Raw genomic sequence first — 23,147 nt, forward strand, 5'->3', positions numbered from 1 at the left:
ACAAGCGCTACCCCCGATCCGGCCGGCTATGCCTGCGCCGCGGGGGACAACTCACCGGCCGGCGCCGGCAGCAGATCGCGCAGCAGGTCGGTCAGGACCGCCAGCCCGTCCGGACTGAGCACCGACTCGGGATGGAACTGCACCCCGGCGAAGCCGCGCCCGCGCAGGGCGTGCACCGCACCGTCGCCCTCGTCACGGGCCAGTTCCACCGGTCCGTACGGGCCGTCGTGGTGGTCGGTGGCGGCGCGGGCGGTGAAGGTGGCGTAGAAGCCGACCCGGCGGGGCGTGCCGAAGAGGGTGACCGTGCGTTGCAGCCCCTGGTAGGGCGCGTCGCGGCGGTGCACCGGCAGCCCGAGCAGACCGGCGAGGAGCTGGTGACCGAGACAGACCGCGAGCGTCGGGTGCCCGGTCTCCAGCAGCTCGGTGAGCAGGGCGCGCAGCCTGGTCATCTTCTCCGTGTCACCGCTCGGGTCACCCGGGCCCGGACCGACCACCACCAGGTCGTACGCGCGGACCGGCTGCTCGTCGTGCCACGGCCGGACGGTCATCGACAGACCGAGCGCGCCGAGCTGATGGGCCAGCATCCCGGTGAAGGTGTCCTCCCCGTCGACGATCAGGGCGCGGCGGCCGGCCAGGGCGGGCAGGGCCAGCGCTCCCGGTGGCCGCTGGTCCAGCCAGAACCGGGCCAGCGGGGCGTTGCGGGCGGCGAGGGCGGCGCGTACCTGCGGGTCGTCGGCGAGCCGGAGCGTGGGGTGCGGCCCGGCCGGCGCCTGCGGGCCGAGACCGAGGGCGGCCAGCACGCCGGCGGCCTTGGCGTGGGTCTCCGCGACCTCGGCGGCAGCGGTGGAGTGGCGCACCAGCGTCGCACCGACCGGTACCCGCAGCTCACCGGTGGGGGAGATCTCGGCGGTACGGATCAGGATGGGCGCGTCGAGGCTCTGCCGGCCCGACTCGTCGTGGCCGAGCAGGGCCAGCACCCCGGAGTAGTAGCGGCGCCCGGTGCGTTCATGCCGGGCGATCACCCGGCAGGCGTTCTCCATCGGGCTGCCGGTCACCGTCGGCGCGAACATCGTCTCCCGCAGCACCTCACGGACGTCCTTCGTGCCCCGTCCGGCCAGCAGGTACTCGGTGTGCGCCAGGTGCGACATCTCCTTCAGGTACGGCCCGACGACCTGCCCGCCCCGCTCGGCGACGGTGGCCATCATCTTCAACTCCTCGTCGAGGACCATGTACAGCTCCTCGGTCTCCTTGGTGTCGGCGAGGAAGCGCAGCAGCGCGGCCCGGTCGGCGGCAGCGCCGGTGTGCCGGAAGGTGCCGCTGATCGGGTTCATCAGGACCAGACCGTCGTCGACGCTGACGTGCCGTTCCGGGCTGGCGCCGACCAGGGTGCGCGCCCCGGTGTGCACCACGAACGTCCAGTACGCCCCGCGCTCGCGGGTCAGCAGCGAACGCAGCGCGGCCAGCGCGGCGGTCAGCGGGGCGCCCTGCACCTGGGCGCGCAGGGTGCGGTGGATGACGAAGTTGGCGCCCTCGCCGTGGCCGATCTCGTCGGCCAGCACCCGGGCCACGGTGGCGGCGTACTCGTCGTCACTGGTGTCGAACGCGGCGCCGGTGGTGCGGACGGGCTCGGTCGGCAGGGCGTCCAGCACACCGGCCAACGGCAGCCGGTGGTGCTGGTCGATGCGGAGGCATTCCAGCGGCACCCCGTCGTCGACACAGGCGAAGCCCCGCTCGGCGACCTGCCGGTACGGCACCAGGGCCAGTGTCGCCGGGCCGGCGCTGGCGGCGGGCAGGGGGATGTCGGCGAGCCGGTCGACGGTCGTCACGGTGCCGGTGAACAGGTCGAGATGCTCGGCGCCGTCGCGGTGTAACAGGGCGAACGGGCCGGGGTCGAGGCCGGCGGCGAGCGTGGTGAGCAGGTCGGTCAGCTGGTGCATTGGTCTCCTCGGGCCGGGCGACCGCTCTCGGGGGGCGGCCCCGGGGACCGGGACATGACCGGCGGCCGCCTCGTCGGGCGGCCGCGTGGGATGAAGCTACGCGCGGGGGAGGGCCGCCGGGTCGGCGGGCCACCAGCAGGTCAGTCGCGCGAGCATGCGAACACCCTACGCGTCGGACGGCCGGCGCGGAAGCCGATCGGCGGACCCGGTGCCGGGCAGCGTTGTCGCGTCACGATCACCGGGTACGTTGACCCGCGATGAAGATTCTCGCGCTGGACCTGGGCACCTCGTCGGTGCGTGGGCTCGTGCTGGACGACGCGCAACCGTTGCCGGGGGCGCTGGCCCGTCGCCGCATGGTGCTCACCGTCGACGACGAAGGTGCCGGCACCCTGGACGTCCGTGCGTACCTGGCCGGCCTGATCGAGTGCCTCGACGAGTTGCACGGCCAGGGTTGGTTGGACGGGGTGCAGTTGGTGGCGGTCAGCGGCCAGTGGCACTCGGTGGTGCCGCTGAGCGCCACCGAGGAGCCGCTCGGGCCGGTGCTGACCTGGCTGGACACCCGGCCCGAGCCGCCGGCGACGGCGGTCGGTCCGGCCGACCCGGATGCCTTCCACCAGCGCACCGGCACCTGGTGGCACCGCTGCTACTGGTCGGTGCGGCTGCCCTGGCTGCGCGCCCGCACCGGGACGCGGATCGCCCGCTTCACCGGCCTGGTCGAGTACGTGCTCGGCCGGCTGCTCGCCGAGGCGCCGATGTCGATGTCACAGGCGTCCGGCACCGGCCTGCTGAACCTGCACACCCTGGACTGGGACCCGGAGGCCCGCGCCCTGGCCGGCAGCGACGGCGCCGATCTGCCCGAACTGGCCCCCCGCGACTGGCACGGCGGGCTGCGCGCGGAGTACGGCCGGCGGTGGCCGGCACTGGCCCGGGCCCGCTGGGCGCCGCCGCTCGGTGACGGTGCCGCCTCCAACGTCGGCTCCGGTTGCGTGGATCCCACCCGGGCGGCGGTGACAGTGGGTACTTCCTCCGCGGTCCGGCTGTTGCAGCGGATGCCGACGTCCGCCGGGTCGACCGTCCTGCCGCACCGGCTGTGGCGCTACCGCGTCGACCACGACCATGTGGTGACCGGGGTCGCGTACTCCTCGGGTGGAAACCTGTTCGCCTGGGCGGACCGGGAGTTGCGGCTGCCGACCGGTCGGGCGCTGGAGGAGGCGCTGGCGCTGCTGCCGCCCGACGGTGGTCGGCCGGCCAACGTGCGGTTCGGCGGCGACCGTCCGCCGGGCATCCGCCCGGCCGGGTTGGGTGAGCTGCGGGGACTGGGCTTCGGCACCACCGCGGTGGAGATGCTGGCCGGGCTCATGTACGGGGTGTGCGAGCAGGTCGTCGAGGACCTGGTGGTGCTGGAGTCCACGGTGGGCCGGCCGGTGGAGGTGGTCCTCGGTGGCGGCGCGATAGCCGCCTCGACGTGGTGGCGGGAGGCATTCGCCGCGGTGCTGGCTCCCCGGCCGGTCCGTTTCGCCCGGCACCCGGAGATCGGGGCCACCGGCGCGGCGCTGGTGGCCACCGGCCGGATCGCCGATGCCGTGGTGGTGGCCGACATCGGCCGGACGGATGATCAAGACTCGGCGACCTCGGCATAGGGTGGCGACCGGCAGTACCCTTCCTTAACCCTTCATAAGGGCAGGGCGTTGACACTGCTCTCGGGCCTGGTTGGATGGACCGCGCTCCCCGGACCGCGGCGGACGCGTGGGGGAGGAGGAGCGGGTGGGTGTAGGACCGGAGCAGGCGCCCGGGGTGTCGCAGCACCGCCGGCGTCGGTTCGACGTCCGGGTGGTACCCCACCGGCGTCGCTCCGCCCTGCGCCTGCAGGACTGGCGGATGCGCACCAAGCTGGCCACGGTGCTGGTCATCCCGTCGGTCGCCTTCCTGGTGCTGGCGGGCGTACAGACCCAGAGCCTGGTCAGCCGGGCCAACGTGCTGGGTGACTTCGCCGCGCAGGTCGGCATCGGACGCGAGATCACCGTGCTGACCCACCGGTTGCAGCTGGAGCGTGACCGCACGGCCGGGGAACTGCCCGCCCTGCGTGACGCCGCCGACGAGGAGGCCGGCGAGGAGCGGCTGGCCGTGTTGGAGCCCTACCGTGACGCCGCCGACCAGGCGGCCGCGGAGCTGCGCGCGGCGGCCGAGCCGTTGGCCGAGGCGGACGCCTCGTGGCGGGACGTCTACGTGGTGGCCTCCCAGGCGTACCAGCAGGTCGACTACATCCGGAACACGATGACCACGGTGGTGCTCAGCGACGACACCATCATCGGTAACTACCACCGGGCGATCGACGCGTTGCTGAACCTGCTCGCCCAGCCGACACCCGGCGCGGACCGGCCGGAACTGGCCGACGCGGTGCTGCGCTACGTGCAGTTCGCCCGGGCGAAGGAACTCTCCTCGCGGGTTCGGGCGGAGCTGTACTCGGCGGCCCGGGCCGGCAGCTACGACACCGAGGACGCGGCCCAACTGCCGGAGCTGCGGGCGCGCCAGCTGACCGCGCTCGGCGCGTTCCGGATCGCGGCGACGAACGCACAGGTGACCCGCTACGACGAGATGAGCCTGGATCCGGCCTTCGTCGCCGCCTCCCGGATGGAGGAGCAGGCGCTGGCGCAGGGCGTGTCGGGGTCGGCGGTGCTGGACGCGGAGCAGTGGTGGACGGCCAGCGAGGCCCGCCACGAGCTGTTGCAGCGCTTCGAGGCAAGCGTGCTGGCGGCCTCGGCTCGGCAGGCCGACGACGCGAGCGACACCCAGCTGCGGGAGACGCTGCTGGTCGTCGGCGTGATCATCACGGTCCTGCTGGTGGCGGTGCTGATCTCGGTGCTGATCGGTCGGTCGTTGGCGCGGTCGATCCGGCTACTGCGCTCCCAGGCGCTGCGGATCGCGCAGATCGAGCTGCCCGAGGCACTGGCCCGGTTGCGGTCGGTCTCCGGTGGCGTACCGCCGATCGACGTCTCACCGGCGGTCGTGCGGTCCCTCGACGAGATCGGTGAGCTGGCCGAGGCGTTCGTCGCGGTGCACCGCAGCGCCGTCGGGGTGGCGGTCGACCAGGCGAACATGCGTCGAAACGTCAACGCGATGTTCGTCAACCTCGCCCGACGCAGTCAGGTGCTGGTGGAGCGGCAGTTGGAGCTGCTCGACGACCTGGAGCGGGAGGAGGGCGACCCCGAGCAGCTGGAGAACCTGTTCAAGCTCGATCACCTGGCCGCCCGGATGCGCCGTAACGACGAGAGCCTGCTCGTGCTGGCCGGCACCGAGTCGACCCGCCGGTGGAACCGGCCGATCGGGCTGAGCGCGGTGCTGCTGGCGGCCAGCGCCGAGATCGAGCAGTACCAGCGGGTGCGGCACGAGGCGGTGGCGGACCTGCACGTGGTCGGGCACGCGGTCGGTGAGCTGGTGCACCTGCTGGCCGAGTTGCTGGAGAACGCCACCGCCTTCTCCCGGCCGGACACCATCGTGCAGGTGATGGCCCGGGTGGAGGGGCCCGGTGCGGTGATCGAGATCGCCGACCAGGGCCTCGGAATGAGCGCGACGGCGCTGGCCGAAGCGAACGCGGTGCTGGCCGCCCCGCCGGCGGCGGACGTGGCCACGGTCGAGCGGATGGGTCTGTTCGTGGTCAGTCACCTCGCCGCCCGGCACGGCATCGAGGTGCGGCTGCACGGCGGCGCCGGTGGGCTGGTGGCCCGGGTACGGCTGCCGCGTCCGCTGCTCGCGGCGGCACCACCGCCGAGCCTGGACCCGGTGCCGTCGCCGCGCGGGCTGCCCGTCGCGACACCTCGCCCGGTCGCGGTCGCCCCCGCCGACCCGGGGCCGGCGGATCTGCCGGTGGCCGGACGCCGTCCGACCACGGTGCCCCGCCAGGCCCATCCGGTGCCGGTACGCGCGGAGGACGTACTCGCCCCGGCGGTGGCACCGGCGAGCGGCGGTGGCGGCTGGTGGTCGCGGGAGGGACCGTCGTCGGCGGTCTCCACGGCCGGTGCCGGCGCGCCGGCACCGCCGACCGTGCCGGTGACCGCCGGGACGAACGAACGGGGCCTGCCGATGCGGGTGCCGATGGCGCAGCTCAGTGCGGTGACCCAGCCGGCCCGCCCGGAGCAGCAGCAGCCGACCCGCGACGATCCGGATCCGGAAGCCGTCGGCGGGATGTTGTCCAGGCTGTACAGCGGTGTGCGGCGGGCCGAGGCCGAGGAGACCACCGAGATACCCGTGCCACCGCTCGGGGCGTGGAGCGAAGGAGGACGGAAGTGATGACGTTGTCGCAGGAGGCTCGCGACCTGAGCTGGCTGGTCAGCGCGTTCGCGGAGCGGGTGCCCGGGGTGGCGCACGCGGTGGTGGTCTCCTCCGACGGGCTGCTGGTCGCGATATCCGACCACCTGCCACGGGACCACGCCGACAAGCTCGCCGCGGTGACCTCTGGGCTGATGAGCATCACCGCCGGCGCCGCCCAGATGTTCGACGGGGACGTGGTCAAGCAGACCGTGGTGGAGATGGGGCGGGGCTACTTCCTGGTCATGCAGGTACGCGACGGCTCGATCCTGGCCACCCTGGCGGCGGCGGACGCGGACATCGGCGTGGTGGGCTACGAGATGGCCCGGCTGGCCAAGCAGGCCGGCGAGATGCTGACCCCGGCCCTGCGCGCCGAACTTCAGCAGGCGCTGCCTCGCTGAGCCGGCGGGGCGGCTGCCGGCCGTTACCGTAGGCCGAGCCCGGCACCGGGAGTGGTGGGGCGGGAGGCGAGCCACCAGGCGACCGTCGCGGCCACGGCGACGACGCCGCTGAACAGGAACGGCGCCTCGATGCCGGCCCGGGCGGCCAGCGCACCACCGGCCAGCGCCCCCAGCGCGGTGCAGCTGTAGGTGACCAGGCGGGAGGCGGCGATGACCCGCCCGAGCAGCCCGCCCGGCACCAGCCGTTGGCGTACCGACAGCGCGGCGACGTTGAGCACGGCGAACGCGGCGCTGGTGGTGACCACCACGACCACCGCGACGGCGCGGTGCCCGACGACGGCCAGCAGGACCGGCACGCCGGCGGTGACGGCCATCGACCAGGTCAGCACGGACCGGTGGTGGAAGCCGGCGAGGATCCGGTCGGCGGCGAACGAGCCGACCAGGCCACCGGCCGCGCCGGTGGCCAGCAGCAGACCGAAACCGAGCGCGCCGAGGTCGAGGGCGTCGCGGGCGTAGAGAACGAAGATCGCGAACCAGGCGGTGTCCGCGGCGGCCACGGCGGCGGTGACGAGTACCAGAGTGCGCATCATCGGCTGGCGGAGGAGCCAGCGCAGGCCGGCCAGGACGCCGTCACCGTCGGCGGCCGGCGGGGCGTCGGCGGTGTCCCGGATGGTCTCGCCGACGCCGAGCAGGAACGCGGCGGCGACGACGTGGGCGATGGTGGCCCAGCCCAGGGCGACCGTCGTGGCCAGCGCGGCCAGCACGACGACGCGGCCGGTGTCGGCGGCGGCCAGCAGCGTGCGGGCCCCTCGGCGGTCGGCGAGGGCGCCGGCGAGCAGACCGGAGACGAGCCACGGCAGGAACTGGGCCGCGGCGACGGCACCGACGGCCAGTGGGTCGTCGGTGAGGGCGGCGGCCAGCAGCGGGAAGGCGGCGACCCGGATGCCGTCGCCGAGGTTGGCCAGCGCGGCGGCGCTCCAGAAGGTCCAGAACGGCCGGCCCAACCGGCTTCGGTCACGCATGCGGGGATCGTACGTGCCTCGGCGGCGGCCCGGAGCCGGGCCGCCGCCGAGGCTGACGGGGTCAGACCGCGTTGTCCGCGATGACCTGGCGGTACCAGTGGGCGCTGCGCTTGAACACCCGACGCTGGGTGGGGTAGTCGACGTAGATCAGTCCCCAACGCTGCTCGTAGCCCTCGGCCCACTCGAAGTTGTCGAGCAGGGACCAGACGTGGAAGCTCTCCAGCGGCACGCCCTCGGCGACGGCCCGGTGGGCGGCGGTCAGGTGGTCGCGGAGGAACGTGACGCGGCCGTCGTCCTCGACGGTGCCGTCGGCACCGAGTTCGTCGGCGGTGGGCAGGCCGTTCTCGGTTACGGTGAGGGGGATCGGCCCGTAGTCGCGGGTGACCCGGGTCAGGATGTCGTACATCCCGTCCGGGTAGATCTGCTGCCACTCCGCCTCCGAGGTGGGCCAGCGGCGTGCCGTGCCGCCGGACGCGGTGACGTAGATCGGGGTGTAGTACTGGACCGCGAGCAGGTCGATCGGGGTGGAGATGATGTCCAGGTCGCCGTCGCGGATGCCGCGGACCATCCGGCTGTCGGGTCCGAGGTCGGCCAGCACGTCGGCCGGGTAGCTGCCGGTCAACGCGGAGTCGAGGTACAGGCGGTTCTCGTAGCCGTCGAAGAGGCGGGTGGCCTCCGCGGCGGCGGCCGAGTCGTCGGCGGGGTAGCAGGGGTGCAGGTTGAAGGCGGGGCCGATGCGGTTCTTTCCCCCGGTGGCGCGCAGGGCACGGACGGCGAGGCCGTGGGCGAGTTGGAGGTGGTGAGCGACCAGGTACGCCGCGTCGGGGTCCTGCCGACCGGGGGCGTGGTGGCCGAAGAGGTAGCCGTTCTGCACCACGGTCTTCGGCTCGTTGATGGTCAGCCAGACCGGTACCCGGTCGCCGAGGGCGTCGAAGACGATCGTGGCGTAGTCGGCGAAGCGTTGGGCGACGTCGCGGTTCTCCCAGCCGCCGGTGTCCTGCAGACCCTGCGGCAGATCCCAGTGGAACAGCGTGGCCATCGGGGCGATCCCGCGCTCGTGCAGGCCATCGACGAGGCGACGGTAGAAGTCGAGGCCGCGTTGGTTGGCGGCGCCGGTTCCGTCGGGCTGGATGCGCGGCCAGGAGATGGAGAACCGGTAGCTGCGCAGCCCCAGGTCGCGCATCAGATCGAGGTCTTCGGCATATCGGTGGTAGTGGTCGGCCGCCACGTCGCCGGTGTCACCGTTGCGGGTACGTCCGGGGGTGCGGCTGAACGTGTCCCAGATCGATTCGCCGCGGCCGTCCTCCTTGGCGGCGCCCTCGATCTGGTACGCGGAGGTCGCGGCGCCCCAGCCGAAGTCGGGCGGGAAGGAACGCCGGGTGGCCGGGGACGACGCGGTGGCCGTGTCGTCGGCCGGGTCGCTGGTCTGGCAGCCGGCGAGACCGGTGGCGGTGGTGGCTGCGGCGGTGGCGCCGAGCACGGCGCTGACCGGGGTGGCGGCGGTGGCCGAGAGCGCCGCGCGGCGCAGCAGGTGCCGCCTGGTGAGTATCGACATGGGTTCTCCTCGTGGATGGGGACGACCGCCTACGACCGGGAGCGCTCCCAAGAAGGGTAGAGGGTAGGCGGTCCCCGCTGGGCCGAGTCGTCACGAGGGGTGGGGCGGACGGCTTCGGTGGCGGGATGACGTGGGTGGGGAAGGGCGCGGTGCCGGTCGGGTAGCTGGTGCGGCGGGACCGGGTTGCGCCGAGTACCGCGGGCGGACCGGTGGTGCGCGCCCGGGCGGTCGGCGGGGCGTCGCGGCTGGCGGTCGGCGGGCGGGTCGACTGCCGTGCGGGGCGCGCGGGTGGTGCGCGTCTGACCCGTCGGCCTCTTTTCCCATCGTGAACGGGGGTTTAGTGTGGGGACGGGGGAGGGCAACCCCCGTCCCCACCGTGTTGCGGTACACGCACGTTCGGATTGGCGTCCCAGTTGTGCGTGTCGCGCGGGAGCCGGGCCACGCGAGTGGCTGAGGATCCACCTCCCTCCACTGTGGTGGGGTGACGGCTGACGGCGGTGTCCGGGCTGGCCCGCCGTCGGCCTGTGGTCTGTTCCCCGGAGCCGTGGGCACGACCCCGGGCGATATTCCGGGTGGAACTCTGTCGATGGAAGCGCTCCCATCGACGTTGCTGCGACTGTAACGCCCGTCACGGCTTTGTGAAAGCCCCAAAACGAGATCGAAACAACTCGGTGTTTCCGGAAGTTCTCTTGCTGGTGTTGGGAGCGCTTCCATGGCACACTGTCGATCGACCGCGCGGAGCCAAGGTACGCGTGAGCGCGGGTCGCCGAGGGCTTCCGGCTCGTCCGGTACGGCGTCCTGCCAGCAGCGGGAGCAGCTGCCGTCCCGTACGGCGCCCCGCCGCGCCGGCCCCACCCGGGCCGCAGCGACCACCATCCACTGGCACCTCGGCGGACCTGTCGTTCCCGAGGTGTCACCGCCGGGGCGTCATCGCCACCGGCCTGGTCCGAGGAGACACCGCGCAGATGAGAAACCTGGCTAGACGTCGGCGCCTGGCGTGGCTCGCCGCCGCGGCGCTGGCGATCGGTGGGGCGACGGTTCCCGCCGCCGCCGCACAGGCCGCACCGGCCTGCGACGTGGTTTATACGACGAACGACTGGAGCAACGGCTTCACCGCCAACGTCACCATCAGGAACACCGGTGACGCGATCAACGGCTGGACCCTGAAGTTCGCCTTCCCCGGCAACCAGCGGGTCACCCAGGGCTGGTCGGCCCGGTGGAGCCAGAGCGGCAACGAGGTCACCGCCGTCAACGAGTCCTGGAACGGCAACATCCCGGCCGGCGGCAGCACCAGCATCGGCTTCAACGGCTCGTACTCCGGCACCAACGCGAAGCCGACCTCGTTCTCGGTCAACGGGGTCACCTGTGGCGGTACGGCGCAGCAGCCCCCGACGGTCAGCCTGTCGGTGCCCGCCGGCCCGTTCACCGCCCCGGCCACCGTGCCGCTGACCGCCACCGCCAGCGACCCGGACGGCACCGTCGCCCGGGTCGAGTTCTACCGCAACGGCCTGCTGGTCAACACCGACACCAGCGCGCCGTACGCGTACACCCTGGAGAGCCTGCCGGCCGGTGACTACACGGTGCAGGCCCGGGCGTACGACAACAGCGGTCTGTCCGCGATCGCCGAGCGGTCGTTCACCGTCGCCGGCGCCACCTCGCCGGCCCTGGTCGCCACGCCGACCGCGGTGACCGTCCCCGAGGGCGGCAGCTCGACGTTCAACCTCAAGCTGAACCGGGCACCCACCGCGAACGTCGCGGTGAGCCTGGCGCGGACCGGCGACACGGACGTCACCGTCACGCCGACCTCGGCGACGCTGACCACGTCGAACTGGAACACCGGCGTCACCGTGACCGTCCGGGCCGCGGAGGACACCGACACCGTCGGAGGCACCGCCACCGTCACCGCCTCGGCCACCGGCCACACGCCGGCCACGGTCACCGTCACCGAGATCGACAATGACGTGCCCGGCGGGGACGGCGAGTACGTGCAGCGCTTCCTCACCCAGTACAACAAGATCAAGAACTCGGGCTACTTCAGCCCGGAGGGCGTGCCGTACCACTCCATCGAGACGCTGATCGTCGAGGCGCCGGACCACGGCCACGAGACCACCTCCGAGGCGTTCAGCTTCTGGCTGTGGCTGGAGGCCTACTACGGTCGGGTGACCCAGAACTGGGCGCCGTTCAACAGCGCCTGGACGGTGATGGAGAAGTACATCATCCCGTCCGACGCCGACCAGCCGACCGCCGGCTCCGCCGGTGACGCCACCTACGCCGCCGAGCACGACCTGCCCAGCCAGTACCCGTCCCAGCTGGACTCGAGCGTGCCGGTCGGTCAGGACCCGCTGCGCGCGGAACTGCGGTCGACCTACAACACCGGCTCCGTCTACGGCATGCACTGGCTGCTGGACGTCGACAACGTCTACGGCTACGGCCGCTGCGGCGACGGCACCACCCGCCCCGCCTACATCAACACCTTCCAGCGGGGCACCCAGGAATCGGTGTGGGAGACCGTGCCGCAGCCGTCCTGCGACACCTTCGCCCACGGTGGCCAGTACGGCTACCTGGACCTGTTCATCAAGGAGTCGCAGGCTCCCGCCAAGCAGTGGAAGTACACCAACGCCCCGGACGCCGACGCCCGCGCCGTGCAGGCCGCGTACTGGGCACTGACCTGGGCCAAGGAGCAGAACAAGGCGGCCGACGTGTCGGCCACCGTGGCCAAGGCCGCCAAGATGGGTGACTACCTGCGGTACGCCCTGTTCGACAAGTACTTCAAGCGGGTCGGCAACTGCGTCGGGGCCAGCACCTGCCCGGCCGGCTCCGGCCGCACCTCCGCCCACTACCTGCTCTCCTGGTACTACGCCTGGGGCGGGGCGTACGAGACCAGCCAGAACTGGTCCTGGCGGATCGGCTCCAGCCACAGCCACTTCGGCTACCAAAACCCGTTCGCGGCCTGGGCGTTGACCAACGTCGACGAGCTCAAGCCGCGCTCGCCGACCGCGGCGGCGGACTGGACCAACAGCCTCAACCGGCAGCTGGAGTTCTACACCTGGCTCCAGTCGGCCGAGGGCGGCATCGCCGGTGGCGCGACCAACAGCTGGGGCGGGCACTACGGCACGCCGCCGGCCGGCACGGCCACCTTCTACGGCATGTTCTACGACGAGGACCCGGTCTACAACGACCCGCCGTCGAACCAGTGGTTCGGCATGCAGGCGTGGTCCATGCAGCGCATCGCCGAGCTGTACCTGGTCAGCGGCAACGCCAAGGCCAAGGCGCTGCTGGACAAGTGGGTGCCGTGGGCGATCGCCAACACCACGCTGGGCGCCAACTGGTCCATCCCGTCGGACATGAAGTGGACCGGCCAGCCCAACAACTGGAACCCGAGCAACCCGCAGCCGAACACCAACCTGCACGTCGAGGTGACGGTCAAGGGCCAGGACGTCGGCGTCGCCGCCGCCTACGCCCGCACCCTCATCGCCTACGCGGCGAAGTCGGGCAACACGGCGGCGAAGACCACCGCCAAGGGCCTGCTGGACGCGCTGCACGCGCACAGCGACGCCCAGGGTGTCTCGACGGTGGAGAAGCGTGGCGACTACCGGCGCTTCGACGACGTCTACAACGCCTCCACCGGGCAGGGCCTGTACATCCCGCCGGGCTGGACCGGTGAGATGCCGAACGGTGACCAGATCGCCCCGGGCAAGAGCTTCGTCGACATCCGGTCGTTCTACAAGAACGACCCGGCGTGGCCGAAGGTGCAGGCGTACCTCGACGGTGGTCCGGAGCCCGAGTTCCGTTACCACCGCTTCTGGGCCCAGGCGGACGTCGCCATGGCCTACGCCGACTACGGGAAGTTGTTCCCCAACGGCTGAACGAACTCCTCCGGGTGGGCGATGACCCACCCGGAGGCGCCGGCCGGGCCTCGGGGGTAGAGGCAGGTCCGGTTGACGGCCTGACACCCACGGTCAGGCCGGGGTGGGTCGGCCCTCTGGCCGACGCAGCGGAGCGGTCGGCCCACCCCACCGTCGGAGAGCCGCCGGGCACGGCGCGCACATAGCGAAAAAAAGTGACCGCCCCGGGATCACAACCCGGCCCGGGACGGAGTAACGTACATCACCGGAGAGGCCGCTCCCCCCGTGGCGGCCTCTCCCTTATTGTCCCAGCCCCGGCGCGTCGGGCTCGCCGGTGTCCGGCCCGCCCGCGGCCGGCCCGGCCGGCGGCAGCACCGGATGCCGCAGCCCCGGATGACCGGCCGGCAGCGACCGGCGCAGCACGGCCCAACTCACCGCCAACGCCGCCGCGACCAGCGGCCAGGTCAGCCCCACCCGGGCGGCGGTCAGGGCGAGCACGTGGCCGCCGAGATACAGCGGCACGAAGACCGCCACCCGCAGCAGGTAGGTGCCCGTCCACACCCAGCTGGCCCGCCCGTACGCCCGCAGCAGCGCCGGGTCACGCCGCCAGCGTCCGCGCTGGCCCAACGTGGTGCCGACGACGACCCCCAGCAGCGGCCACCGGACCATGATGCTCACCGCCCAGGCCAGCGCGCTGGCGGCATTGGCCAACACCTGCACGAGGAAGAAGTCCTCGGCCCGACCGGTGCGCACCGCCACCAGCGCGGCCACACAGACCGCCAGCAGCCCGACCAGCACCGACCGGGGCCGGTCACCGCGACGCAACCGCCAGCCGGCCACCACTGCTCCGGCGACCAGGGCCGCCACCACCCCGACCAGGACCGACCGACCGGCCACCAGCCAACCCACCGTGAACGCTACCGGCGGCACGGTGGCGTCCACGGCTCCCCGACGCCCACCGAGCAGATCGGCCAGTGACTCGCCCCGCCCGACAGTGGTGGCGTCCCGCTCCGAGGTACCGGTCACGTGCCCTCCTTCACCTGCGGCCAACCTATCGCCACGCCACGGGCGGGCCACCGGCCGGACGTCGCGGGCGTGCCGCTAAGTTGTGCGGGTGCGCGTGACGCCCCGGGGGGGTACAGCGGTCTGGCTGGTCGTGCTGGCCCTCATCCAGACGGCGGCCTTCATCGCCGTGTGGCGATTCGCCCTGCACACGGAGATCGGCCAGTGGATCGACACGGTGGCCCTCACCGGTAACCGCATCGGCCGCGACCACATCGAGGAACCGGTCGACCGGATCCTCAACGCCATGTCCGTGGTGTCGCTGCTGGCGGTCACCGTGATGATCGGATTCATCGCGCTGATCCGAGGTCGGGTCGCCCTCGCCGTCGCCGCGACCCTGCTGATCGCGGGCGCCAACGTCACCACCCAACTGCTCAAGTACGGGCTGAGCCGCCCCGACTACGGCATCGACCTGGAACGGGTCTACGTCGGCAACAGCCTGCCCAGCGGGCACACCACGGTCGCCGGGTCGGTGGCGGTGGCCCTGGTCCTCGTACTGCCGCCGAAGGTGCGGGCCGTCGGCGCCGTGATCGGTGCCGGCTACGCCGCGACCGCCGGGGTGGCCACCCTGTCGGCGGGTTGGCACCGGCCCAGCGACGCGGTCGCCGCGTTCCTGGTGGTCGGCGTCTGGGCGGCCCTGGCCGGTCTGCTGCTGCTGATCACCCAACGGGAACGGGCGGAGGTCGCGGCCGGTGACGCGCACCGGCTCACCGCCCTGCTGCTGGGCGTGGGCGGGTTGCTGGCCATCGCCGGCTGTGCGTTGGCTCTGTGGTGGCTGATTGGGCTGCGGTCCACCCCGGCGGCGGAGCTGTCCCGCCGTCCGCTGTTCGTCGGCTACGCGGGCGGCGCCGCCGGCATCGCCGGCTCCATGGCGGTGGTGATGGCGCTGGTACTCACCGCCGTGCACCGTCTGGTCCCCCGCTACAAGGGCTGAGCGGATGGGCGTCGTACGGTCGGCCTTCCACGACGAGTGCGACCGGCTCGGCGCGGTACTACGCACCCTCGACCGGTCGGACCTCGACCGCCCGACCCGCTGTGTGCCGTGGACGGTGGCCGACCTGCTGGCCCACGTGCGCACCGGAGCCGGCCGGCTGGCCGACATGCTGGCCGCCCCGGCGCCCGGTCCCGCCCAGGTCGACGCCGCCGGCTACTTCGGTGCGGCGAAGTTCCTCCCGGCGGTGAACGCCGCCCGGATCGCCGCCGCCCAGGGCCAGGCCGCCGCGGACGACGCCGGACCGGCGCCGGGCCGGGCCGGCGAGGTGCTCGCCACGGACTTCGACCGGGCCTGGCGGGCCACCCTCACCGCCGTCGACGCCCACCCCGCCGACCGGGTGGTCCGCACCCGGCACGGCGACGCGATGACGGTCACCGAGTTCCTGCGTACCCGGGTGGTGGAGGTCGGCGTGCACGGCCTCGACCTGGCCGAGGCGCTGGACCGGCCACCGTGGCTGACCCCGACCGCCGCCCGGGTGATCGCCGACCTGCTCACCGGCGGGCACGCCCTACCGCCGGACCTCGGCTGGGACCGGCTGACTCTGATCGGCAAGGCCACCGGCCGCAGCCCGCGCAGCCGCGCCGAGCAGCAGGCCCTCGACGCCGCCGGCATCCAGCTGCTCGCCTTCGGCGGCTGACCGGAGCCGACCACGGCCTCACTGTCAGGCGGCGGTGCGCGGCGCCGGCACGTGCGGAACGGCGGCCCGCAGGTGGGCCAGGACCACCGGGTCGATCCGACCGGGCGCCAGCCGCTCCTCCAGGTTCTCCAACCCGGCCCAGGCGACCAACGCGTCCTCGGGCTCCGCCGGGTCGGCCGGATACCCGAGCGCGGTCAGCAGGCCGGCGACCTCGGTGGCCAACGCACCGGTCAGCTCCAGCAGGGTCGCCGGATCGGGCCGGCTGAACAGCAGGGTGTGCACCGCGAGCAGCCGGTCGAGTTCGGTGATCGGGTCGGGATGGTCGTCGACCCGCAGGTCGATCATGGTGTCGCCGGTACCGCCGTATCCGCCGCCACGGCGCACCACCAGCAGCCCCGCGCTCTGCCGGCCACGCCGGTCACCTCCGGCGGCCTCGCCGGCCCGCAGCGCCGCGAGCAGCCGCTGCGCGAACGGCAGGTCGGTACCGGTCAGCCAGGCGTCGCGCAGCCCGTCGACGACCTGCGGGCCGGTGAGGATGTTGCCCTGCGCCGCCCAGCCGTCGCCGGCCTGCCCACCGGCCCACCCACGGCAGTGGACCCCGGTCCAGGTGGCACCCGGCCCGGTGGCGGCGACCACACCGACCTGCCGGTGATCGCGTTCCGGGTCGGCGGCGACCAGGCCGGCGACCACCCCGGCGGCGGCCACGCCGGTCCGCAGCAGCGCCAACCCCTGCGGCCGGTAGGCGAGGTTCACGTGCGCCTGGGTGGCGATCGCGCCGACCTCGGCCGCGGCACCCGGCACCAGGGCGCCGGCGGCCAGGAACCGGCTCGCCACGACGACGCCGTGCAGTCGGCCGTCGTCGGAACGGGCCACCAGGGAGAAGGTCACGCTGGACAGGTTAGCGCTGGTGACGGTCCTGCGACCGTCGCCATGACCTTGCCCGACGAGGCCGGGCCGGGCACCATCGACCGATGACGACGCGATGGGCAATGACGGTGCCGATGGGCGGGATCCCGCTCGCTGACCACGCCGCGGTGTACGCGGCCCTCGCCGACGCCGGCTTCACCGACGTCTGGTCCTCCGAGGTCAACGGGGCCGACGCGTTCACCCCGCTGACGCTGGCCGCCGCCTGGCAACCCGGGCTGCGGCTGGGCACCGCGATCACCCCGGCGTTCACCCGCGGACCCGGCCTGCTGGCGATGAGCGCCGCCGCGCTCGCCGACGCCGCCCCCGGCCGGTTCGCCCTCGGCATCGGCGCGTCGTCACCGGTGGTGGTCTCCGACTGGAACGCCGTGGAGTTCACCGAACCGTTCCGGCGCACCCGGGACGTGCTGCGTTTTCTGCGGGCGGCGCTGCGCGGGGAGACCGTCGACGGTGCCTTCGACACCTTCGCCGTCCGCCGGTTCACCCTGGAACGGCCGCCGGCGGTGCCGCCGCCGCTGCTGCTGGCCGCGCTGCGTCCCGGCATGCTGCGGCTGGCCGCCGCCGAGGCCGACGGAGTGATCCTCAACTGGCTCGCCGCCACCGACGTGCCCCGGGCGGTGGCCGAGCTGGGGCGACGACGGACGCAGTTCGAGGTGGTCGCCCGGATCTTCGTCTGTCCCACGGAGGACGCCGGGTACGCCCGCACCCTCGGCCGGCGGATGATCACCAGCTACCTGACCGTACCCGCGTACGCGGAGTTCCACCGCTGGCTCGGCCGGCAGGAGGCCCTCGCCGGCATGTGGGCGGCGTGGGCGGCCGGCGACCGCCGCGTCGCCCTGGCCGCGATCCCGGACGAGGTGGTCGACGCGTTGATCCTGCACGGCTCACCCGAGCAGTGCCGGGCACAGGTGAACCGGTACGTCGACGCCGGGGTGGACGTACCGGTGCTGGCGTTGCTGCCCACCCCGGAGGCCACCGCCGCCGACCCGGCGGCCCTGACCACGCTGTTCGCCCGGCTCGGCCGCGACGCGAAGGAGGCGGCGTGAACCTCACCGACCGGGTAGCGGTGATCACCGGCGGGGCCGGGGGGATCGGTGCGGCACTGGCCCGGCGGTTCGCCGCCGAAGGTGCCGCCGCGCTGGTCCTGGCCGACCTGGACGGTGCCGCCGCCGAGGCGGTCGCCGCCGCCGTGGGCCCGCTGGCCCGTGGGGTCGCGGTCGACGTCACCGACGAGGAACAGGTACGCGCCCTGGTCGCCGACACCGAACGTCGCCACGGCCGGATCGACGTGTTCTGCGCCAACGCCGGAGTCAGCACCGGCGGGGGAGTGGAGGTCGACGACACCGGCTGGGAACGGTCCTGGCGGGTCAACGTGCTCGCCCACGTGTACGCCGCCCGGGCGGTGCTGCCGGCGATGCTCGCCCGGGGTAGTGGTTACCTGCTGCACACCTGCTCGGCGGCGGGCGTGCTGACCGCCGTCGGCGACGCCGCGTACACCACCACCAAGCACGCCGCCGTGGGATTCGCCGAATGGCTGTCGGTGACCTACCGCGACCGGGGCATCCGGGTCAGCGCGTTGTGCCCGCAGGGAGTCGACACCCCGATGCTGGCCGACGGACTGGCCGCCGGGCACCTGGGTGCCCGAGTCATCGCGTCCTCCGGCGCGGTGCTCAGCCCGGACGCCGTGGCCGCGGCAGCGGTCGCGGGAATGGCGGAGGAACGCTTCCTGATCCTGCCGCACCCGGAGGTGGCCGACTACGCCCGCCGCCGCGCCGAGGACCCCGACGGCTGGCAGTCCGGCCTCCGCAAACTCGTCCGCCGCCTAACCACCCCCTAACACCCCCACCCCCACTCGCGTCGATCATGCAGTTGGGTCACCGGAAAGGTCCCCAACAGGCCGAATTGTCAGGTGCCACAACTGCATGATCGCGGCGGGGTAGGTCGGTGGCGGGTGGTGGGTCAGCGGGGCCAACGGAGTGGGCCGGGGTGCACGGACCAGAGCAAGCGACGCCAGCGGGGGAGAGTGGCGCGCAGCGCGCGGCTGTAGGTGGTGGCCGCCTCGGCTGCCGTCCCGGCCTGCTCCGATGAGGCCGCGCCGGGTGCGAAACCGACCTGGTTGATCAACCTGGCCAGGTCGTCGACAGCGGCAGTGGCACCGGGATCGGGCGCACCCGAGGTGGTGGCGTCCCGACGGATCGCTTCGGTCAAGGTGGCGCGGGCCACGGTGGCGACCTCGGTGGCGGACAGGTCCGCGGCGACCGGCCGACCGGCCAGTCGCAGCGTGTCGGTCAGCTCCCGCCAGGCGCCGGCGATGCGGTGGCCGGGGTCGCCCCGGCGCAGTCGGGCCCGGGTCTGTGCCCGGCGCAGCCCGGCCAGCGTCACCAGCAACGCCACCACGACGAGCAGCAGACCACCGCCGGTGCCACCGACAAGCACCGGCGTCGGCACGCCGCTGTCGTCGGCGGGTCCGCCGGGCGCGGCCTGCGCCGGTGGCGACGCGGTCGGCTCCAGGGTGGGCTCCGGCTGCTCCGACGGTGGCGGGTCCTCCGGCTGCGGGCGGAAGTCCTCCTCCACCGGCCGGGGCTCCTCATCCGGCCGGGGCAGCGGGTCGAACGACACCCAGCCGAGACCGTCGAAGAGCACCTCCGGCCAGGCGTACGCGTCGGCGGCCCGCACCGGACCCGACCCGGGGGCGGCGAACCCGACCACCACCCGGGTCGGTAGCCCGGCCAGCCGACCCAGCACCGCGAACGACGCCGCGAACTGTTCGGACGTGCCGCGCTGCCCGCCGCCGTTGCGCGGCCCGAACAGGAAGAACGCCAGATTCGGGTAGGCGTGGCCGCTCGGCGCGTCGGCGACCAGCCGGTAATGCTCGGCCAGCCACTGCTCGATCGCCGCCGCCCGCGCGTACGGAGCGCCGTTCTCCTCAGCCAACTGGGTGGCCAGCCGCCGCAACTGCTCGGGTGCCCCGTCGGGGACGTGCAGCACCCGGGCCACCGCGTCACCGGCCGGGGTGTTCGCGGTGGCCAGCAGATTGTTGTCCGGGCGCTCCCGGGCCGAGGTGACCGTGTAACGCAGACCCGGGGTGAGACCGTTGGGGCGGATCAGCGTGCCGGTGCCCAGGTCGTAGGCGACCCGGGCACCACTGACCTCCCGCGGGGTGGGCACCGCGGGCAGCAGCCGTCCACTGAGGTCACTGACGGTGATCTCCTGCCGTACGGTCTCGACCGTGGCGTACGGCGCCGGTTCGGTGGTGGGCAGGATCCGGCCGGCGTTGCGGTAGGTCGCGCCCACCCGCCAGGTGACCCCGTCGTAGTCGCTGAGCACGGCCAGCTGGATCCGCACCCCGACGCTGTCCGTCGCGGCACCCTCGGCCGGGTCCGTCGGGCCGGTGCCGCCGGGAAGGTCGGTCGCCACCTGGAACAGTTCCTGCTCCGGATTCAACGCCCAACCGGAGATCCGGATCAGCGGGTTCTCGTCGAGCGTCTCCACCTGCGGCGGCTGCACGTAGCGCCGTGGATCCACCGGTCGGGTCTCCACCAGGGCGGCCACCGCCGGGCCGAGCAGCGCGGCAAGCGCCACCACCACCGCCGTACCGGCGGCCGAGGCCACCGCCAGCCGGGCCCGTAGCCCGGACCGGACCACCGGGGAAAGCCCGTCGACCGGGTCGCCGTCCGGGGGCCGGGACGACACGGCCAACCCGAGCGCCGCCGTCACCACCACCGCCACCGTCGCGCCGATCGCCGGCTCCGCGTTGGGTCCGACCACGTACACCGCACCGGCGTGCAGCAGCACCGGCGGCAGGTAACCCAGCAGCACCCGCCCGGCCCGCAGCGCCACCTCCGCGCCGGCCAACCCGGCCAGCCAGGCGGCGACCACCGGCAGCAGGACCGTGTCCGGCGTGGCCTGCACCGGGATCATCGCGGTCAACAGCCGGGGAATCGCGTTACCGGCGGCGTCGCCGGCCACCTCGACGAACCCGCCCGGCAGCTGCGCGTCGGTCGCGGCCACCCGCAGGCAGACCGCCGTCCACCCGAGCATGGCCAGCACCGACACCGGCGCGACCAGCCAGGACGGCAGCCGCCGGGTCACGACGCTGACCAGCACCGACCCGACCGCCGCGCCGGCCACCAGCATCGTCAGCAGCGACCCCGCGTACACCCGGCCGAGCACCACCCCGGCCAGCGTGACCAGCACGACGAGCGTCGCCGGCACCGCCACCGCCCGCAGCAGCCTCACCACCGGCGTACCCCGTCCCACTCGGCGGCGAAGGCCGCCCCGTCGGCCGCGTCGACGACGACCAGCCCGGCCGCACCCGGCGGCGTCGGCTCCGCCGCCCCGAAGATCCCGACCACCACCGACGGGTACGCGCCGCGCAGCGCGCCCACATGCCCCAGATCGTCGGTCGCGCCCGGTCCGGTGAGCACGACCAGAGTGTCGCCGAGCCGGTCGCGCCGCAGCCGCGCCGCCGCCGCCTCCAACGTGCCCTCGCCGGTGAGCGTCACCGCCGCCAACCGGTCCAACGGTCCCGTAGGACCGGAACCCGACCCGTCGCCGGCCACGACGTCACCGGACCCGCCGCCCGTACCGCCGTCGCCCGGTCCGGCGGACGTGTCCTCGGCGGCGACGAACAGCAGCACCACCGGCAGATCCTCGCGGACCGCGGCGGTGACCACCGACGCCGCCGCCTCGCAGGCCGACTCGAACGACTCCGCCACCCCGCCGACCCGGTCCGGATGCGCGAGCGCCCGGTTGTCCAGCAGCACCACGATCCGGGGCAGGCTGGTGTCCACGTTCTCCCGCACCATCAGCTCACCCACCCGGGCGCTGGTACGCCAGTGCACCCGACGCAACTCGTCACCGACGACGTACTCCCGCAGCGAGTCGAAGGTGATCGAACCGTGCGGCACCGCGTCGACCCGCCCGTCGAGACTGCGTCCCGCACCGGTCGGCACCGCCCGCAGCGGATGGACACGCGGGTGCACCCACACCAGCACGACGTCGCCGTAGGAGCGGGCCAGCACCACCAGGCCGAGCGGGTCGCGGCGGACCACCCGCAGCGGCCCGACCGGCACCACCCCACGCCGGCTCGTCGGCACCGGGTAGCTGACCGTGGTGTCCGCGCCGGGCCGCAACCGCAGCACCGGCACCGGCACCACCCGGTCACCGCAGCGGTCGGTGGCCAGCATGCTCGCCGCCGGCACCCTCCCCGCGTTCCGGACGGTCAACGTCATCGCCGCCGGCTCGCCCCGGGCCACCCGGTCCGGGTCGGCCTGTCGGGACACCAACAGCCGGGGCCGCCGGGCCGCCGCGACCACAGCGACCGCCAGGGCGACGCCGGCTGCCGCGCCGAGCAGCGTCAACTCCGGGTACCCGAACCGAAAACCCGCCCCCAGCAGCAGCACGGCCGCCACGAGCAGACCGATGCCCCGGGCGGTGATCCCCACGACAGGCTCGCCGGTCAGGGGTGCGCCGGGGCCGGCTGGCCCGACGGCAGCGGCACCGGCACCGAGGCGACCGCCTGCCGCAACACGTCCGCGGCGGTCACCCCGCGCACCTGGGCGTCCGGAGTGAGCAGCAGCCGGTGCGCGAAGACCGGCTCGGTGAGGGTCTTCAAGTCCTCCGGCATGATCCAGCCCCGCCCGTCGATCAACGCGTACGCGCACGCCGCCCGGGTCAACGCGATTACCCCACGTGGACTGACCCCGACGCGGACCTGCGGATGGGTGCGGGTCGCCGCCGCCAGCCGCACCGCGTACGCGTACAGCGGCTCGGCGATGTGCACCCGCCGGGCCATCCGGACCATCTCGCCGACGGTGGCGGTGTCGGTCACCGCCGCGAGCGCCTCGGGGGAGCGGACCGTCGCCCCGCGCAGCACCTCCACCTCCACCGACTCGTCCGGATACCCCACCGACAACTTCACCAGGAACCGGTCCAGTTGCGCCTCGGGCAGCCGGTACGTGCCGTCCATCTCCACCGGGTTCTGGGTGGCCACCACCAGGAACGGCTGCGGCACCGGATGCCGCACCCCGTCGACGGTGACCGTCCGCTCCTCCATCACCTCCAGCAGCGCCGACTGCGTCTTCGGCGACGCCCGGTTGATCTCGTCGGCGATGACGATGTTGGCGAAGACCGGGCCAGGGTGGAACTCGAAGCCCCGGGTGGCCTGGTTGAAGATGGTCACCCCGGACACGTCGGAGGGCAGCAGGTCCGGCGTGAACTGGATCCGCCGCCATTGCCCCTTCACCGTCGCCGCGATCGCCCGGGCCAGCGTCGTCTTGCCCACCCCGGGCACGTCCTCCAGCAGCACGTGCCCCTGGGCGAACAACGCGGTGAACGCCAGCCGCACCACCTGCGGTTTGCCGAGCACCACCGTGTTCACGTTCTCGGCCAGCCGGGCGGCCAGGGCGGCGAAGCCCTGCACCTCCTGCTGGGTGAGCGGTTCCTGGCTGTTCACGGTGGTGC

At 73.5% G+C, this 23,147-nt stretch carries 16 protein-coding genes; 8 read left to right on the top strand and 8 right to left on the bottom strand.

Annotated features, from left to right (window positions below; genetic code table 11):
- Positions 1-26 precede the first annotated feature (26 nt).
- Positions 27-1,937, bottom strand: coding sequence for an anthranilate synthase family protein (locus O3597_RS07040; protein ID WP_281603565.1), 1,911 nt, complete (start codon positions 1,935-1,937; stop codon positions 27-29).
- A gap of 257 nt (positions 1,938-2,194) precedes the next feature.
- On the opposite strand from O3597_RS07040, the gene O3597_RS07045 reads away from it, so the two are divergent.
- The 3 genes from O3597_RS07045 (at position 2,195) to O3597_RS07055 (ending at position 6,643) form a co-directional block, all read left to right on the top strand.
- Positions 2,195-3,577: an FGGY family carbohydrate kinase gene (locus tag O3597_RS07045; RefSeq protein WP_281603566.1), complete on the top strand. Its 1,383-nt coding sequence runs from the start codon at positions 2,195-2,197 to the stop codon at positions 3,575-3,577.
- 124 nt (positions 3,578-3,701) lie between these two features.
- Positions 3,702-6,224: a nitrate- and nitrite sensing domain-containing protein gene (locus tag O3597_RS07050; RefSeq protein WP_281603567.1), complete on the top strand. Its 2,523-nt coding sequence runs from the start codon at positions 3,702-3,704 to the stop codon at positions 6,222-6,224.
- A 5-nt stretch (positions 6,225-6,229) separates the two neighbouring features.
- The gene (locus O3597_RS07055) at positions 6,230-6,643 is read left to right on the top strand and encodes a roadblock/LC7 domain-containing protein (protein WP_155218583.1); all 414 of its coding nucleotides are present in this window, start codon (positions 6,230-6,232) and stop codon (positions 6,641-6,643) included.
- Positions 6,644-6,666: 23 nt separating this feature from the next.
- Here O3597_RS07055 and O3597_RS07060 read toward each other — a convergent pair whose 3' ends face one another.
- Both O3597_RS07060 and O3597_RS07065 read right to left on the bottom strand, forming a co-directional pair.
- Complete coding sequence (locus tag O3597_RS07060) at positions 6,667-7,665, bottom strand: MFS transporter (protein WP_281603568.1); 999 nt, start codon at positions 7,663-7,665, stop codon at positions 6,667-6,669.
- A 61-nt stretch (positions 7,666-7,726) separates the two neighbouring features.
- Positions 7,727-9,220, bottom strand: a complete 1,494-nt coding sequence (locus O3597_RS07065) for a GH1 family beta-glucosidase (RefSeq protein WP_281603569.1) — start codon at positions 9,218-9,220, stop codon at positions 7,727-7,729.
- 965 nt (positions 9,221-10,185) lie between these two features.
- Between O3597_RS07065 and O3597_RS07070 the strand changes: the two genes are divergently transcribed.
- On the top strand, positions 10,186-13,086 hold the full coding sequence (locus O3597_RS07070) for a glycoside hydrolase family 48 protein (RefSeq protein ID WP_281603570.1): 2,901 nt from the start codon (positions 10,186-10,188) through the stop codon (positions 13,084-13,086).
- A gap of 279 nt (positions 13,087-13,365) precedes the next feature.
- On the opposite strand, the gene O3597_RS07075 is transcribed toward O3597_RS07070, so the two are convergent.
- Positions 13,366-14,091: a DUF3159 domain-containing protein gene (locus O3597_RS07075; RefSeq protein WP_164448155.1), complete on the bottom strand. Its 726-nt coding sequence runs from the start codon at positions 14,089-14,091 to the stop codon at positions 13,366-13,368.
- An 82-nt stretch (positions 14,092-14,173) separates the two neighbouring features.
- Between O3597_RS07075 and O3597_RS07080 the strand changes: the two genes are divergently transcribed.
- Both O3597_RS07080 and O3597_RS07085 read left to right on the top strand, forming a co-directional pair.
- Positions 14,174-15,061 carry a phosphatase PAP2 family protein gene (locus O3597_RS07080; protein WP_164448154.1) on the top strand — a complete coding sequence of 296 codons (888 nt, stop codon included), beginning with the start codon at positions 14,174-14,176 and terminating at the stop codon, positions 15,059-15,061.
- Between the two features lie 4 nt (positions 15,062-15,065).
- A complete protein-coding gene (locus O3597_RS07085; protein ID WP_281603571.1) occupies positions 15,066-15,758 on the top strand; it encodes a maleylpyruvate isomerase N-terminal domain-containing protein in 693 nt (230 codons plus the stop codon).
- Between the two features lie 24 nt (positions 15,759-15,782).
- On the opposite strand, the gene O3597_RS07090 is transcribed toward O3597_RS07085, so the two are convergent.
- A complete protein-coding gene (locus O3597_RS07090) occupies positions 15,783-16,646 on the bottom strand; it encodes a DUF1028 domain-containing protein (protein ID WP_281603572.1) in 864 nt (287 codons plus the stop codon).
- A gap of 101 nt (positions 16,647-16,747) precedes the next feature.
- Here O3597_RS07090 and O3597_RS07095 point away from each other — a divergent pair, with 101 nt between their 5' ends.
- Together O3597_RS07095 and O3597_RS07100 are read left to right on the top strand one after the other, a co-directional pair.
- Entirely contained in the window at positions 16,748-17,728 is a 981-nt protein-coding gene (locus O3597_RS07095) for an LLM class F420-dependent oxidoreductase (protein ID WP_281604497.1), read from the top strand.
- Entirely contained in the window at positions 17,725-18,519 is a 795-nt protein-coding gene (locus O3597_RS07100; RefSeq protein ID WP_281603573.1) for an SDR family oxidoreductase, read from the top strand. Before O3597_RS07095 ends, O3597_RS07100 begins: the two co-directional genes overlap by 4 nt.
- A gap of 122 nt (positions 18,520-18,641) precedes the next feature.
- Here the strand turns inward: O3597_RS07100 and O3597_RS07105 are convergent, their stop codons facing one another.
- From O3597_RS07105 to O3597_RS07115, 3 genes are read right to left on the bottom strand one after another with little or no spacing between them, the layout of a single operon-like run.
- Positions 18,642-20,924 carry a transglutaminaseTgpA domain-containing protein gene (locus O3597_RS07105; protein ID WP_281603574.1) on the bottom strand — a complete coding sequence of 761 codons (2,283 nt, stop codon included), beginning with the start codon at positions 20,922-20,924 and terminating at the stop codon, positions 18,642-18,644.
- The gene (locus O3597_RS07110; RefSeq protein ID WP_281603575.1) at positions 20,918-22,129 is read right to left on the bottom strand and encodes a DUF58 domain-containing protein; all 1,212 of its coding nucleotides are present in this window, start codon (positions 22,127-22,129) and stop codon (positions 20,918-20,920) included. Before O3597_RS07110 ends, O3597_RS07105 begins: the two co-directional genes overlap by 7 nt.
- A 14-nt stretch (positions 22,130-22,143) precedes the next feature.
- Positions 22,144-23,139 (bottom strand): MoxR family ATPase, encoded by a 996-nt coding sequence (locus tag O3597_RS07115; RefSeq protein ID WP_164448153.1) that lies wholly within the window; start codon positions 23,137-23,139, stop codon positions 22,144-22,146.
- Positions 23,140-23,147: the final 8 nt, after the last annotated feature.

This window comes from Verrucosispora sp. WMMA2044, from assembly GCF_027497155.1.
Lineage (GTDB): Bacteria > Actinomycetota > Actinomycetes > Mycobacteriales > Micromonosporaceae > Micromonospora > Micromonospora palythoicola.

Coding starts and splice junctions, on each gene's coding strand:
- O3597_RS07040 (WP_281603565.1), bottom strand. CDS start 1,937: ATGCACCAGCTGACCGACCTGCTCACCACGCTCGCCGCCGGCCTCGAC.
- O3597_RS07045 (WP_281603566.1), top strand. CDS start 2,195: ATGAAGATTCTCGCGCTGGACCTGGGCACCTCGTCGGTGCGTGGGCTC.
- O3597_RS07060 (WP_281603568.1), bottom strand. CDS start 7,665: ATGCGTGACCGAAGCCGGTTGGGCCGGCCGTTCTGGACCTTCTGGAGC.
- O3597_RS07065 (WP_281603569.1), bottom strand. CDS start 9,220: ATGTCGATACTCACCAGGCGGCACCTGCTGCGCCGCGCGGCGCTCTCG.
- O3597_RS07070 (WP_281603570.1), top strand. CDS start 10,186: ATGAGAAACCTGGCTAGACGTCGGCGCCTGGCGTGGCTCGCCGCCGCG.
- O3597_RS07085 (WP_281603571.1), top strand. CDS start 15,066: ATGGGCGTCGTACGGTCGGCCTTCCACGACGAGTGCGACCGGCTCGGC.
- O3597_RS07095 (WP_281604497.1), top strand. CDS start 16,748: ATGACGGTGCCGATGGGCGGGATCCCGCTCGCTGACCACGCCGCGGTG.